Genomic DNA, 13,476 nt, shown 5'->3' on the forward strand with positions numbered 1-13,476 from the left:
CCATCACCGGCACAACGTGCCCATCACGGTTGAGCAGGAACCGCAAGGGGCGTAGTCTATTGACCGCTTACGTTGGTTCGGCTTGGCTGAGCCTATTGAGTGAGGCAACAGATCGCAAGGTTGGCTATGAGCGAACCTGGCTGGCTCAGCTTCGCCAGAACGAAGCTCCAAGGTAGCGGTTAGTGTTAGCCCGGTTGGCGGGCGGACTCCTGCTGTCCCACCTTCCCATTGCGATGCGGCTTACCGCCCGGGGCCTTTCTGGAGATCTCACTAAGGATGGCGCAGTCCTTCGCGTCCGTGCCCTGGCGACATTGACTGCGCAACTGTTTGAGTTCCAGTTCAAGCAAGCGCAGTTCCTTAATTCTCTGGCTGACTTGCCCTATATGAGCGTCCAAGATCTGGTTGACCTCGGCACAACTCTCGTCGGGAGAGTCAGTCAGCCGCAGCAGGACGCGAACCTCATCCAGCGTCATGTCGAGTGATCGGCAGTGGCGAATGAATGCCAGCCGCTGAACGTGTAGGCTTTCATAGATGCGATAGTTGCCAGCGCTTCTGGCAGCAGCTTGCAAAAGGCCTTCACGCTCATAGAAGCGGATGGTTTCAACCTGAACGCCTGCTCGCTCCGCCAGTTCACCAATCTTCATATCTACTCCTCATCGAATTCACAGTTGACTCTACACCTACTTCAGGGTTGATAATCGCGCGGGTCTGAATACGCGTCTGCCCGAAATGGAATTCTTCAAACGTTTGTGCTTTTGCACTGTTACAGCAGTTTGGATGCTCTTTGCTCATCTAAGTCATGCCGCGCAGCCGACGGAAGAAGCGAAGGCGCGACAGCTTTGGCAGCTGCTGGACTACATCGCCGTTGACTATGCTGGCGCGGTGAGCGGTGGTGCAGTGGTCAGTGAGGCGGAATACGCGGAAATGATCGAATTCGCCCAGAATTCCGTCAAGCACGCTGCCGCGCTCCCACCTCACCCGTCGCTTGCTCAGCTTCAGGCGTTGATCCAGCGTCTGCAAAATGCAGTTCAAGCGAAGACCGAGCCATCAGCCGTTGCCATATTGGCCCGCGACGCGAACGTCCTTCTCCTGAAGGCGTACCCTATACCCGTTGCACCGAGAACCGTCCCCGACCTTCTCAATGGACAACGCCTCTACCAAGCACAGTGCGCTTCATGCCATGGGGCAACTGGCGCTGGCGATGGCGCATTGGCGGGGCAGTTGGACCCCAAACCTGTCGATTTCACTGACGGCGACCGGGCACGTCATCGCTCAGTCATGGCGCTTTACCAGGTTGTCACGCAAGGTGTATCCGGCACATCAATGCCAGAGTTCAGCAAGCTGGATGAGGCGGACCGCTGGGCCCTTGCGTTTTACGTCGGAACGCTTTCTTACAACGAAGAGGTGCGCCAACGGGGGGCACAGTTGTTTGCAAACGATCCAGGCTCACGCGCGGCGCTACCCAATTTGAAGGCCCTTGCAACGGCGTCAGAAGTTACCCTTGCACAGTCCCTGCCGCCTGCTGATGCCGCTGCGGTGTTGGCATACACGCGTGCGAACCCTCAGATGCTTTCCGTCCCGGACGGCTCATCCGGCACCGCGCTGGCGCGCAAGCAGCTCAAATCCAGCGTTGAGGCGCTGCAGGCGGGCGACCATGCTGGTGCGACCCAACTCGCGCTGTCTGCCTATCTAGATGGCTTCGAGCCACTTGAGGCGGGCCTAGAGAGCCGCAACAAGGAACTGCTGGTGGACGTAGAGCGCAGCATGCAGCTATACAGATCGGCCATTGCTCATGGCGACATCGGGGCCGCCTTGCGGCATGCCAACCGATTGGATGGCCTATTTGTTCTGGTAGAAGCTGAGTTCGGAAGCGGGCGGGCCGACGCGATGGCCACTTTTGTTGGTGCCTTGACCATCCTTTTGCGTGAAGGTGTGGAAGCTCTGTTGATCATCGTGGCCATGGTGGCGTTCCTGCGCAAGTCGAACCGGCCGGAGGCCTTGCGCTACGTTCACGCAGGGTGGATCGGCGCCCTTCTGGCAGGCGGGGCCACCTGGCTGGTGGCCACCAGAGTCGTCAGCATCAGTGGCGCAAGCCGAGAAGTGACGGAAGGCGTGTCGTCGCTCTTTGCCGCCATCGTCCTGCTGTCCGTAGGGCTCTGGATGCACCAGAAGAGCAGCGCCGGACGTTGGCAGGCATATCTGAATGAACGCCTCTCCAGTGCGCTCACTGGACGATCGGCGTGGGCGCTGTTCGCACTGGCCTTCATTGCTGTGTATCGCGAGGTTTTCGAGACGGTGCTGTTCTACTCCGCTCTAGCAACAGACGGCAATGATTCGGCCCTGCTGGCCGGGCTAGGAATCGGCATGGTTTTGCTGACCATCATTGCGGTCATCTTCCTGAAGACCAGCGCCCGCATGCCGATCAGCCAGTTCTTTGCGCTCAGTTCCTTCCTCGTGGCGGCCTTGGCGATTGTGCTCGCCGGCAAGGGGATCTCTGGCCTCCAAGAAGCAGGCTGGTTGGCGGCAACGCCCGTGGACGGGCTGCGCTTGCCTATCCTGGGCATCTTTCCGACAATTCAAACCAACGTAGCCCAGGCCGTCGTGCTGACCGCCGCCTTGTTGGGCTTTGGAGTCAATGGCGTGCGGGCACGTCGCTTGGCCTCTGCTTAGTTGAGCCGCCGCCTGGATCTCGATAGTCGTCCTGATGGCAGCAGTTCGGTGCGGCGTCGCCGGACAGATTGAAAGGGGCAGGGATGTCTGTCGACAAGCTGATTGGTCCAGTTGGTGAGGACGTTCGGTCTTCCGTTCGCCATGATGCTGCCGTGGCGTCGACAAACCGATTCTACGAGGACCATGCGGTCGAATACTTCTCATGGACCTTCGGTGCCCAGACGCAGTTCGTCCTGGATCGCTTCCTGTCACATCTGCCGGCCAAGGCCTCCATCCTTGATGCCGGCTGCGGCTCCGGCCGGGACCTCAAATTCTTTCTTTCCCGGGGTCATTGTGCGTTGGGGATCGATGCCTCGACAGCCCTCGTGCAAATGGCGGCCCAGCATTCGGGCGCCCCATGTGAGGTCGCTCGGATCGAAAGCATCAGCTATGAAGATCGGTTCGATGGGATATGGGCATGTGCTTCATTGCTCCACTTGCCCCGGGACGCATTTCGCCCCGCGCTTCGTTGCCTGAACCGGGCCCTCAAAAGAGGCGGCACACTCTTCATGGCAGTCCAGGAGGGGCAGGGCGAAGCGATTCTTCCGGACGGCCGTTTGTACGTCTACTACTCAGAAGACGACATACGCAGGTCACTTGACGCCGCCGGGTTGGCGGTGAATGAACTGTGGGCGTCGCGAAATTCGGCTGATGCGGTGCACCAGCCGGTATGGATCAATGTCATTGCCACTGTGCGATAGCGCGCCAGGACGACACTGACCGTCGGCATACCTCCCGTCAACGCGGCCAAGTCTCCGTTTTCCCTCCCCGCAACTCACAGACGACGATCAAGGCAGCACCGAGGGTGATGCCGATGTCTGCGACGTTGAATGCTGGCCAGTAGAACGACTGCCACCTGACATCAATCCAGTCCACCACCGCCCCGCGAGCGAGCCGATCGAGCAGGTTCCCTAAAGCACCGCCTAGGAGAAGCCCGAAGGCCAGCCGCTGAGGACGATCGGTTTGAGGCCGCCGAATCAGTACGACCAAAACAATCGAGGCGGCCACCGCCACTGCGCTGAAGAAGAGGCGCTGCCATCCACCTGCGTCGTGCAAGATGCTGAAAGCGGCACCTTCGTTCCGCCAGTGAACGATGTTCAGCACGGGGAGCCAAGGCTCGCTGGAGCCATACGGGAGCGCAGCTACCACCGCAGCTTTGCTTGCGGTGTCGATCAAGAATACGAATGCGGCTGCAAGGAAGGCGCGGGCAACGCGTGGATCAATTGTTTGGCGTATCGTCACTGGACCTTATCCCTCTCGCTGTAGGCCTGAGCAGGCGCAATCCGTTGAACACCACGACCAGGCTCGCATCCATGTCAGCCAGGATTGCCAGCCACAAGCTGGCGTGTCCCGTGAAGGTCATGACCATGGACACCGCCTTGGTGCCGATGGCAAAGGCGATGTTGGCTCTCAGCACATTGCCTACCCGATGGGGGAGAGCGATGAACTCTGGCAACTTGCGCAGGTCGTCTTGCATGAGGGCCACGTCAGCAGTCTCAATGGCGGTGTCGGTGCCTGCTGCGTGATGGTCATGGCGTGCTCCTTGACAACATTTGAAACCCTGTAGCCGGTTCAGAGTCAAGGCCTTGGAAAATCCCTTGCGCACAGGGGGGATATTCTGCGACTACTGCTCGGGCGGTTGAGCATCATGATTGTCTAGCTGCCCATCTTTGCCTTGACGGGTGTTGAGGGCAAGATGTTCCATCCCATGGCTTTCACGGTGGTGGCGGCTTTGTTGGGCGCCATGATCTTGTCGATGACCTTCGTCCCGGCAGCCGTTGCGCTGTTCCTGACGGGCTCGGTCAGCGAGAAGGAAAACCGCCTGATGGGCTGGGCCAAGCGCGGCTATGAGCCTCTGCTGGACAAGGCCATGTCCCGCCAGCCACTGGTGCTGACCATCACGGGTGTGTCGGTGGCCTTGGCCGTGTTGATGGCCACCCGCATGGGCAGCGAGTTCATCCCCAGCCTGGACGAACACGACATCGCTTTGCACGCGCTGCGCATCCCAGGTACCAGCCTGAGCCAGGCCATCGAGATGCAAGCGCAACTGGAGCGCAGCATCAAGGCCTTCCCTGAGGTCGAGGCGGTGTTCGCCAAGCTTGGCACGGCCGAGATCGCCACCGACCCGATGCCGCCCAGCGTGGCTGACACCTTCGTGATGCTCAAGCCACGTGAGCAATGGCCCGATCCCAAGCGGCCCAAGGATGACCTGGTCAAGGCCTTGCAGGTGGCCGTGATGAAGGTACCCGGCAACAACTACGAGTTCACCCAGCCCATCCAGATGCGCTTCAACGAGTTGATATCAGGCGTGCGCAGCGATGTGGCCGTCAAGGTGTTTGGCGATGACATGGACACGCTCAACGAAACCGCGGAGCAGATCTCCAAGGTGCTGGAGGCCGTGCCTGGGGCCGAAGATGTCAAGGTAGAACAAACCACCGGCCTGCCCATGCTATCTGTGAAGATCGACCGCGAGAAGGCTGGGCGCCTGGGCTTGAACGTGGGCGACATTCAGGACACGCTGGCCACGGCACTGGGTGGGCGCGAGGCAGGGGCGGTGTTCGAGGGGGATCGCCGGTTCGACATCCTGGTGCGCCTGCCAGAAAACCTGCGCAGCGACCTGGACGCTTTGGGGCAGTTGCCCATTCGTCTTCCCGCCAACGCCGCGGGTGAACACGAGGGCTTTGCCCGACTGGGCGATGTGGCCACGATGGACCTGACCCCTGGCCCCAACCAGATCAGCCGCGAAGAAGGCAAACGACGTGTGGTCGTAACCGCCAACGTGCGCGGGCGGGACATCGGCAGCTTTGTGGGTGAGGCGCAAGCCAAGATCGAAGCTGGGGTCAAGGTGTCAGCCGGTTACTGGACCACCTGGGGCGGCACCTTTGAGCAATTGCAATCGGCCTCGCGCCGTCTGGCCATCGTGGTGCCCGTGGCCTTGTTGCTGGTCTTCCTGTTGCTCTTTGCCATGTTTGGCAACGTCAAGGATGGTTTGCTGGTGTTCACCGGTGTGCCCTTTGCGCTGACGGGCGGTGTGGCGGCGCTGTGGCTGCGGGACATTCCCTTGTCGATCTCGGCAGGGGTGGGTTTCATCGCATTGTCGGGTGTGGCCGTGCTCAATGGCTTGGTGATGATTGCCTACATCCGAAGCCTGCGCGAAGGCGGCATGACCCTGGAGCCAGCGATCAGAGAAGGGGCCCTGACACGCCTGAGGCCTGTGCTCATGACCGCGCTGGTGGCCAGCCTGGGCTTTGTGCCTATGGCGGTAGCCATTGGCACGGGCGCCGAGGTGCAGCGGCCGTTGGCCACCGTGGTCATCGGCGGCATCCTGTCATCGACTGTATTGACCCTGTTCGTGCTGCCGCTGCTCTACCGATGGACGCATCGCACAGATGATTTTTCCCCTGCGAACTGATTGCCTCAACCCAAAGGAGTTCATCATGCTGAAACTGAAAATAGCACTGGTCGTTGTGTTTGCGGCCTTGACCACCGCCTGCACGACGGGGCCGCAGGTATCGAGCAACGCCTACTCGCAAGGTTGGCGGCGAGCGCAGGTTGTGGCCATCGAAAAGGATCAGTTGGCGGTGCGATCAAGCAAGGAAGATTGCCGAATGGCATTGGGTGCTGAGGCGGGCAAAACCCGGTTTGCCGTGGCTTCCTATAGCTATGGCGGCAATCCCAACCTGAGGGCAAAGCGCATCGTGGCGATACCCAATGATGTCGATGTCGAGGTGGGCGATTGGGTTGAGGTCAGCATCACCGACTGCCGTCTGGCGCTTAAAAAATAAACTCTGGAAGCAAGGGCCCTTGAGTCACGACATCCTTCCTTTCTGCCTGAACCTGCTCACCCATGATCCAAAAGTTGCTCTCTCATCGACACGTCGGCGTGATGTCCGCGTTGTTGGCCGCATTGTTGTTCGGTGTGAGCGCGCCGCTTGCTAAGGTTCTGCTCGCTCAGACCAGCCCATGGCTGCTGGCGGCGCTGTTGTACCTGGGATCCGGAATGGGTTTGTGGGTGGTGCGTCGCATTCAGCGTGTACCTCCGGTGACCCTGGCCTGGCGCGAATGGGGGTGGCTGGCAGGCGCCATCGTGACGGGAGGCATCGCAGCGCCTGTCTTGTTGATGACGGGGCTGGCTGGCATGTCGGCGTCTCAGTCGTCCTTGCTGCTCAATGCGGAGAGTGTGCTGACTGCCGTGCTGGCCTGGGTGGTGTTCAAGGAGAACGTGGACCGGCGCATCGCGCTGGGCATGGCCGCCATCGTGGCCGGTGCCCTGGTACTGAGTTGGCCAGGTGCTGCTGAGCACGTAGCCACTTCGACACTCTGGCCATCTTTGGCGGTGCTGGGGGCATGTTTGGGCTGGGCTGTGGACAACAACCTGACGCGCAAAGTCGCTTTGAACGACGCCGGTTTCATTGCCATGGCCAAAGGATTGAGCGCGGGCAGCACCAACCTGGTCTTGGCCGTGGCGCTGGGCGCGGGGTGGCCCGGTTGGGAGACCACACTGTCTGCGGGCTTGCTCGGGTTTCTCAGCTACGGCGCCAGCCTGACCTTGTTCGTTCTGGCGCTGCGGCATCTGGGTGCGTCGCGCACAGGGGCCTACTTCTCCGTTGCACCGTTCTTTGGCGCGCTGGTGTCTGTGCTGCTTCTCCACGAGCCTGTCACGGTTCAGTTGCTGGTCGCTGCGGCCTTGATGGCTTGGGGTGTCTGGCTGCACTTGTCGGAGGACCATGCTCACGAGCATTCGCATGAGGCCCTGGAACACGCGCATGAGCACGTTCACGATGCGCACCATCAACATGAGCACGCTGGCCCTGTCGTGCTGGGTGTGCCGCACAAGCACGTTCATCGCCATTTGCCTATGAGCCACAGCCACGCGCATTTCCCGGATGCGCACCATCGACACGGCCACTGAGGTCAGGACGACGTTGGCTGAAACGCAATGAAGGCCTTCCCCGCCAGCGCCATGCAGGCCCAGACCGCTGTCCCAGCGGCTTGGGGTGATGCCATCCACTTGCCACAGTCACGCCAAGGCCCCAAAAATGTAGACACCACCACAGACCGCGTAGGTACGCCCGGCCGCCGTGGGGTGCAGCGTCGGCAGCCACGGAGAACAAACTCAGCGCTGTCGCAGCAGGCAGCAGGAGCCACATGGACTTGCCCTGCTGGAGTACCAGCGCAGGCAGGTAGACCAGGATTTCAAGTGCGTCACTTTTTCTTGAAGCGCTGTAGCCGAAGGGCATTGCCAATCACCGACACGGAGCTCAGACTCATGGCCAGAGCCGCAATCAATGGGGACAGCAGCCACCCGGTCAGGGGATACAGCAAACCCGCTGCGATGGGAATGCCCAAGGCGTTGTAGAAGAACGCGAAAGCCAGGTTTTGCTTCATGTTGGCCACGGTCGCCATGGATAGCATGCGCGCCGTGGCAATCCCTCTAAGGTCGCCTTTGACCAGGGTGATCTGGGCGCTGTTCATGGCCACATCTGTACCCGTTCCCATCGCGACACCCACATCCGCGCGAGCGAGCGCGGGTGCATCGTTGATGCCGTCGCCCGCCATGGCCACCACGCACCCCTCTTTCTGCAGGCGCTCGACCAGCAAGAGTTTGTCTGCGGGCTTGACCTCGCCATGAACCTCATCGATACCCAGCCGTGCGCCGACCGCTTTTGCTGTGGTCTGTCCGTCGCCTGTGGCCATCACTATTCGGATACCTGCCTCCCTAAGGACGGTCAGTGCCTCAGGAGTGCTTGATTTGATGGGGTCAGAGACAGCCAGTAAGCCGGCAATCTGGCCATTGACAGCCAGGTACATGACGCTGGCGCCCTCCGCGCGCAACGCTTCTGCCTGCGGCACAAGTTTCTCTACGGGAGCCCCGATCTGTTGCATGAGGGTGGTGTTGCCCAGCGCCAAGCGATGACCATCTACCTCCCCTTGTACGCCAATGCCTGTGCCAGATTCAAAATTGATCGGCTTGTCCAAGAGCAGGCCCTGTTCACGAGCCGCTCGAACGATGGCATCGGCAAGTGGATGCTCGCTACCTTGATCGAGGCTTGCTGCCAACCTCAATACTTCGGTGGCGTCCCAGCCAGGCGCTGCCACTGCGCGGTCGTAGGCTGGCTTGCCTTCTGTGAGCGTACCCGTCTTGTCCACGATCAATGCATTGACCTGACGCATGCGTTCGATGGCCGCAGCATCCCTGAACAACACACCTTGCGTGGCTCCCTTTCCGGTGGCTACCATGATGGACATGGGCGTGGCCAAGCCCAGCGCACAAGGGCAGGCGATGATCAGCACAGATACCGCGTTGATCAGGCCGTACACCCAGCTCGGATCAGGCCCGAAGAATCCCCAGCCAAAGAATGTCAAGAGGGCAATGCTGATCACGGCCATCACGAAGTAACCGGCTACGACATCGGCCATGCGTTGCATGGGGGCCTTGGAGCGCTGCGCCTGGGCCACCAATTGCACGATCTGCGACAGCATGGTCTCCGATCCAACTCGCTCCGAGCGCATGATCAGCGCACCGTTGGTATTGAGCGTCGCGCCTATTACCTTGTCGCCTAATCGTTTGCTCACGGGAATGGGCTCACCAGTCAGCATGGATTCGTCCACGGCACTCGTGCCTTCCTCCACGACGCCGTCCACAGGAACCTTCTCTCCGGGCCTTACGCGCAAGCGGTCTCCCACGTGGACATGGGACAACGGTACATCTTCTTCGGTTCCGTCAGGCTTTAGCCTCCTGGCTGTCTTGGGCGCCAAACCCAGGAGCGACTTGATGGCAGCTGACGTTTGAGAGCGCGCTTTCAGTTCAAGCACCTGTCCAAGCAGCGTCAGAGAAATGATCACGGCAGCGGCTTCAAAGTAAACCGCCACACGCCCCATCGCCATGAAAGAAGCAGGAAAGACCTGTGGCGCAGCGGTGGCCACGACGCTGTACCAGTACGCCGCACCAGTGCCCAGGCCGATCAGTGTCCACATGTTGGGGCTGCGATGCACCACCGATAGCCAGCCCCGATAGAAGAAGGGCCAACCGCCCCATAGCACGATGGGTGTGGCCAGGATCAGTTCCACCCAGCTTTGGACGGTCATGTCCATCAGCCCCAGGTTGTGTCCGAACATTGCCAGCACGAATACGACGGCAGTTAGTGGAAGCGTCCACCAAAAGCGCTGCTGAAAGTCACGCAATTCAGGGTTGTCGTCATCCAGGATGGGAAGCAAGGGCTCCAGCGTCATGCCGCACTTGGGGCAGTTTCCCGGGTGGTCCTGACGAACCTCCGGGTGCATGGGGCAGGTATAGGTGGCGCCTGTGAGTTGCTCCGAGGCTGGTAACTGAGGAGGTGTTGCTTCAGCCTGCTGCGCCTCGTTTGGCAAGACGAACCGATCTGGGCTTGAGAGGAATTTGGCTTTGCAGCGTTCGCTACAGAAGAAGAACATCTTGCCTGCGTAGCTCTCGGTCAGTGCCGATTGCTGCCTGATCGTCATGCCACAAACTGGATCCTTGACTTCGTCGTCAAGCAATGCGGTGCTATCGCTTGGTGAGTGGTGATGGCTGTGATTTTCATTCACGGGCAACTCTCCAGCGGTGATTGGAAAAAGCGCGGCAGGAACCTTGGTGTGATGAAAGCATGGGCCTCGTAGGCCGCTCCAAACTCACGTTGTATGCACTTCATCGGGTTGTCTTGCCAGAATCTGCCGATTTCTGTGGCGTGTCAGACCCGTGCTTTTGCCCTCCGTGACCGCCATGTCCATGCCCGAACAGGTGCATCAGTGGGCATGCCAATAGCAACAGATAGGGCAGCTTACCCACGACATGCGACCAGTGCTCTCGCAATACGAAGAACGCCAGAATGGCGCCGACCATGATCAACGCTACGCCGAGCGGGGACCTCAGAAACGATGGGCGTCCAGTGCTGCTTTGGTGATGGGTGTGTGCGTTTGTCATTTGCGCTCCGTGTATTGCGAGTGTTTACGTGGAAATCACTTTTTCGTACCGGATGCCGGGCCCATGCCCATGCCGTCCTTCATCATTGGACAGCCGCTTTCCTTCATGGCTTTCATGTGCTCATTCATGGCTTCCTGGCGCTTCTTGAAGTCTCGGATCTTCATGATTCGCTGGATTTCGGCGTGGTGCTTTTCCATGTGGGCGTGCATGCCCATTGACTCGCTCATGGCCGACGAAGTCGATGCGCTTGGGGCAACAACTGACGCGGATGCCGACGCCGCAGGGTGATGTGCCGAGTGATCTTCTGCCTTTGATTGTGCAAAGGCCATTCCGTTCAGTGCCAAAAAAACCAGGGCTGCGGCAGAGAAGTTGCGTTGATTGACGATCATGCTGACTCCAGTATTCGCTAGGCGAACGGTTGTGGTGAGTTCAGCTTAGTGGCAGCACCTTTCATGCAGGTGAGTCAGAGATTACAGGTTTGTTATCTTGGTGTCATTGAGGCCATTAACGCCAGCCAGCTTGATCTAGATCAATGGCAGACGGGGCGCATTGCGTGGCGCCGGGCTCGTGGATGCCAACCTACAACGGAAGGGGCATGTCAGGCATGGGACGGGTTCGACCTGTCGCCCACCGGGAAACTCAGCGTGAAGCAGGTGCGCCCATGCTTTGAGGTGACGGCGACTTTTCCGCTGTGGGCTTCGACAATCGCACGGGTGATGGACAGACCCAGTCCTGCGCCGTCGCTGGATGGGTGAGCCCGAGCGGGGTCTGCACGGAAGAATCGATCGAACAACCTTGGTAAAACCTTGGGGTCGATGTCTTCGCCCGAATTGGCAACAGCCACCTCGATATAGGGCTCTGCTTTTCGCACGGAGATGCAAACGTCTCCGCTGCTCGGTGTGTGGCGAAGGGCATTTGACAGCAGATTGCTGACGGCCCTCCTGAACATCAGCCTGTCACCTGTGATCAGATCATCGCCCACAAGGTTGATGCGGATGGATTTTTCTTCCGCGACGGCATCGTAAAACTCTACGAGTTTCTGGATTTCTGATGACGCTTGAAAATGCTCCTTTTGAGGTATGGCAAAGCTGCGTTCAGTCTTGGCCAGAAAAAGCATGTCTGACACCATTCTGGCCAAGCGCTGAAACTCCTCGACGTTAGATGCCAGGGTATCTCGATAGGTCTCCGTGTCACGTTGCGATGACAGGACAACCTGTGTTTGCGTCATCAAGTTGCTGATAGGTGTGCGCAGTTCATGCGCCAGATCAGAGGAGAAATCTGACAAACGCTGAAAATCACTTTGCAGCCTGTCCAACATGCTGTTGAGTTCCTTTGCCAGATCGGCCATCTCAATGGGAACTGAGCCGACAGGCATCCGCTCGTCAAGTTGCCTCCCGGAAACTGTCGCAGCACGCGATTTCATCGCCCTCAACGGAGCAAGACCCTGGTGGGCAGCAAACCAACTGAACATGCCGCTGGCGATCATCGCAAGTACCGTGTAAATCGCCAAGGTTCGGCCGAGTTGGGCGATGAATTCGTCGTGGTGTTTCGTGTCAATGGCCACAACAACGTCAAGGGCGTTGGTGGGGTCGTATCCAGGGCTTTGCTGCATGCGAAGCGCCCGGTATTCCCGCCCTTGACTCTGCCACCTTTGAATCACCTGCTCGTCAGGCTGGCTCAGCCCCGGCGCCACTTGCCCAGGCGGAGAAAACCGATCTGAACTATAGAGTGTTGATCCGTCAATGCCTTTGGCAGAGATGTACATGCCGTGGTGGTGATTCAAGGCCTCGCTCAATCTTTTGCGGGCGTCATCTTGAGAGCGCGACTTCGTTAGGATGTCCTTGATGAGGAGTTGCTTGTCACTGAGGGTGAAGCGGTCCAAATCGATGAAATGCTGGTCTGCAGCGTACATAAGCAGGCTGCCCAAGCCCAGCACAATGCACACGGACGTCAAGGTGAAGAACAATGTCAAGCGAGCGGTCAGTGACAACGCCTTCAGTCGTTCGATCTTCACTGTGCAGACCTTCCAGGCTCTTCGAGAACGTACCCCATTCCTCGTACTGTTTGAATCAACTTGATGTTTTGGCCTTCGTCGATTTTGACCCTCAGCCGCCGAATGGCCACCTCGATCACGTTTGTATCGCTGTCGAAGTTCATGTCCCACACTTGCGATGCGATGAGAGAACGCGGCAGCACCTCACCTTGTCGCCGCATCAGTAGCTCCAGAAGACCGAACTCTTTGGCCGTCAAGTCGATCCTCACGCCACCTCTGGTCACGCGTCGTCGCAAGAGATCCATCTCAAGATCAGCAACGCACAACGTTGGGCCGTCACCATGCTGCCGCCCCCTGCGCAGGATGATTCGAACCCGCGCCAGCAACTCCGCGAACGAGAACGGTTTGATGAGGTAATCATCGGCGCCCAACTCCAGCCCTTTGACACGATCCTCGACTTGATCGCGGGCTGTCAAAAATAAGACAGGCATTTCCAGGCCCTGCTGACGCAAGGTGCTCAGCACTTGCCACCCGTTGAGACCTGGCAGCATGACGTCCAGGATCACCAGATCGTGCGCACCGTGTTTGGCGAGGTGAATCCCGTCGGGGCCGTTGGTCGCCAGATCGACAACAAACCCTGCTTCGCTGAGCCCTTGGCGCAGGTACTCCCCGGTCTTTGGTTCGTCTTCTACGATCAAGATGCGCACGGTGATCTCCAGTTCCTGCCAGCGCATGAGTTTGCCGCCATTCTGACGTGCGTTTCGCAGATGACAAAACTGTCATCTGCGAAACAGGTTCTCGACAGGCTGACCTGAGCACAATGGCAGCTTGA

The 13,476-nt window shown here is 59.2% G+C and carries 11 protein-coding genes and 3 pseudogenes; 5 read left to right on the forward strand and 9 right to left on the reverse strand.

Annotation, left to right across the window (positions count from 1 at the left end):
* Nucleotides 1–185: 185 nt before the first annotated feature.
* Entirely contained in the window at nucleotides 186–644 is a 459-nt protein-coding gene (gene cadR / locus LQ232_RS06055) for a Cd(II)/Pb(II)-responsive transcriptional regulator (protein ID WP_230179396.1), read from the reverse strand.
* An 85-nt stretch (nucleotides 645–729) separates the two neighbouring features.
* Between cadR and LQ232_RS06060 the strand changes: the two genes are divergently transcribed.
* Both LQ232_RS06060 and LQ232_RS06065 read left to right on the forward strand, forming a co-directional pair.
* Nucleotides 730–2,670 carry a cytochrome c/FTR1 family iron permease gene (locus tag LQ232_RS06060; RefSeq protein WP_058088967.1) on the forward strand — a complete coding sequence of 647 codons (1,941 nt, stop codon included), beginning with the start codon at nucleotides 730–732 and terminating at the stop codon, nucleotides 2,668–2,670.
* An 83-nt stretch (nucleotides 2,671–2,753) separates the two neighbouring features.
* On the forward strand, nucleotides 2,754–3,410 hold the full coding sequence (locus LQ232_RS06065) for a bifunctional 2-polyprenyl-6-hydroxyphenol methylase/3-demethylubiquinol 3-O-methyltransferase UbiG (protein WP_230179397.1): 657 nt from the start codon (nucleotides 2,754–2,756) through the stop codon (nucleotides 3,408–3,410).
* Nucleotides 3,411–3,447: 37 nt separating this feature from the next.
* Here the strand turns inward: LQ232_RS06065 and lspA are convergent, their stop codons facing one another.
* Nucleotides 3,448–3,951 carry a signal peptidase II gene (gene lspA / locus LQ232_RS06070; RefSeq protein WP_256450025.1) on the reverse strand — a complete coding sequence of 168 codons (504 nt, stop codon included), beginning with the start codon at nucleotides 3,949–3,951 and terminating at the stop codon, nucleotides 3,448–3,450.
* Nucleotides 3,929–4,231 (reverse strand): annotated as a pseudogene (locus LQ232_RS06075) (hypothetical protein); the annotation flags it as partial. The gene lspA and the pseudogene LQ232_RS06075, both read right to left, overlap by 23 nt.
* Before the next feature lie 102 nt (nucleotides 4,232–4,333).
* Between LQ232_RS06075 and LQ232_RS06080 the strand changes: the two are divergent.
* The 3 genes and pseudogenes from LQ232_RS06080 to LQ232_RS06090 all read left to right on the forward strand — a co-directional run.
* Nucleotides 4,334–6,121, forward strand: a pseudogene (locus tag LQ232_RS06080) (efflux RND transporter permease subunit); the annotation flags it as partial.
* 25 nt (nucleotides 6,122–6,146) lie between these two features.
* Nucleotides 6,147–6,494, forward strand: a complete 348-nt coding sequence (locus LQ232_RS06085) for a hypothetical protein (RefSeq protein WP_058088964.1) — start codon at nucleotides 6,147–6,149, stop codon at nucleotides 6,492–6,494.
* Nucleotides 6,495–6,595: 101 nt separating this feature from the next.
* Entirely contained in the window at nucleotides 6,596–7,621 is a 1,026-nt protein-coding gene (locus LQ232_RS06090; protein WP_058088970.1) for a DMT family transporter, read from the forward strand.
* Between the two features lie 2 nt (nucleotides 7,622–7,623).
* Here the strand turns inward: LQ232_RS06090 and LQ232_RS06095 are convergent.
* The 6 genes and pseudogenes from LQ232_RS06095 to LQ232_RS06120 form a co-directional block, all read right to left on the reverse strand.
* Nucleotides 7,624–7,949 (reverse strand): annotated as a pseudogene (locus tag LQ232_RS06095) (YnfA family protein).
* Complete coding sequence (locus LQ232_RS06100; RefSeq protein WP_256450026.1) at nucleotides 7,915–10,275, reverse strand: heavy metal translocating P-type ATPase; 2,361 nt, start codon at nucleotides 10,273–10,275, stop codon at nucleotides 7,915–7,917. The pseudogene LQ232_RS06095 and the gene LQ232_RS06100 overlap by 35 nt, the downstream one beginning before the upstream one ends.
* Nucleotides 10,276–10,375: 100 nt before the next feature.
* Nucleotides 10,376–10,651 (reverse strand): DUF2933 domain-containing protein, encoded by a 276-nt coding sequence (locus LQ232_RS06105; protein WP_083506252.1) that lies wholly within the window; start codon nucleotides 10,649–10,651, stop codon nucleotides 10,376–10,378.
* Between the two features lie 35 nt (nucleotides 10,652–10,686).
* Complete coding sequence (locus LQ232_RS06110) at nucleotides 10,687–11,040, reverse strand: hypothetical protein (RefSeq protein WP_137839878.1); 354 nt, start codon at nucleotides 11,038–11,040, stop codon at nucleotides 10,687–10,689.
* Nucleotides 11,041–11,249: 209 nt separating this feature from the next.
* On the reverse strand, nucleotides 11,250–12,665 hold the full coding sequence (locus LQ232_RS06115) for a heavy metal sensor histidine kinase (protein WP_230179399.1): 1,416 nt from the start codon (nucleotides 12,663–12,665) through the stop codon (nucleotides 11,250–11,252).
* Entirely contained in the window at nucleotides 12,662–13,351 is a 690-nt protein-coding gene (locus LQ232_RS06120) for a heavy metal response regulator transcription factor (RefSeq protein WP_125244139.1), read from the reverse strand. Before LQ232_RS06120 ends, LQ232_RS06115 begins: the two co-directional genes overlap by 4 nt.
* Nucleotides 13,352–13,476: the final 125 nt, after the last annotated feature.

The sequence above is a fragment of the Aquabacterium sp. CECT 9606 genome (assembly GCF_918741295.1).
Taxonomy (GTDB): Bacteria; Pseudomonadota; Gammaproteobacteria; order Burkholderiales; family Burkholderiaceae_C; genus Aquabacterium.

Bases quoted from the DNA above. Each gene is read 5' to 3' on its own strand.
- cadR (WP_230179396.1), bottom strand. From the start codon at position 644: ATGAAGATTGGTGAACTGGCGGAGCGAGCAGGCGTTCAGGTTGAAACC.
- LQ232_RS06060 (WP_058088967.1), top strand. From the start codon at position 730: ATGGAATTCTTCAAACGTTTGTGCTTTTGCACTGTTACAGCAGTTTGG.
- LQ232_RS06065 (WP_230179397.1), top strand. From the start codon at position 2,754: ATGTCTGTCGACAAGCTGATTGGTCCAGTTGGTGAGGACGTTCGGTCT.
- LQ232_RS06085 (WP_058088964.1), top strand. From the start codon at position 6,147: ATGCTGAAACTGAAAATAGCACTGGTCGTTGTGTTTGCGGCCTTGACC.
- LQ232_RS06090 (WP_058088970.1), top strand. From the start codon at position 6,596: ATGTCCGCGTTGTTGGCCGCATTGTTGTTCGGTGTGAGCGCGCCGCTT.
- LQ232_RS06105 (WP_083506252.1), bottom strand. From the start codon at position 10,651: ATGACAAACGCACACACCCATCACCAAAGCAGCACTGGACGCCCATCG.
- LQ232_RS06110 (WP_137839878.1), bottom strand. From the start codon at position 11,040: ATGATCGTCAATCAACGCAACTTCTCTGCCGCAGCCCTGGTTTTTTTG.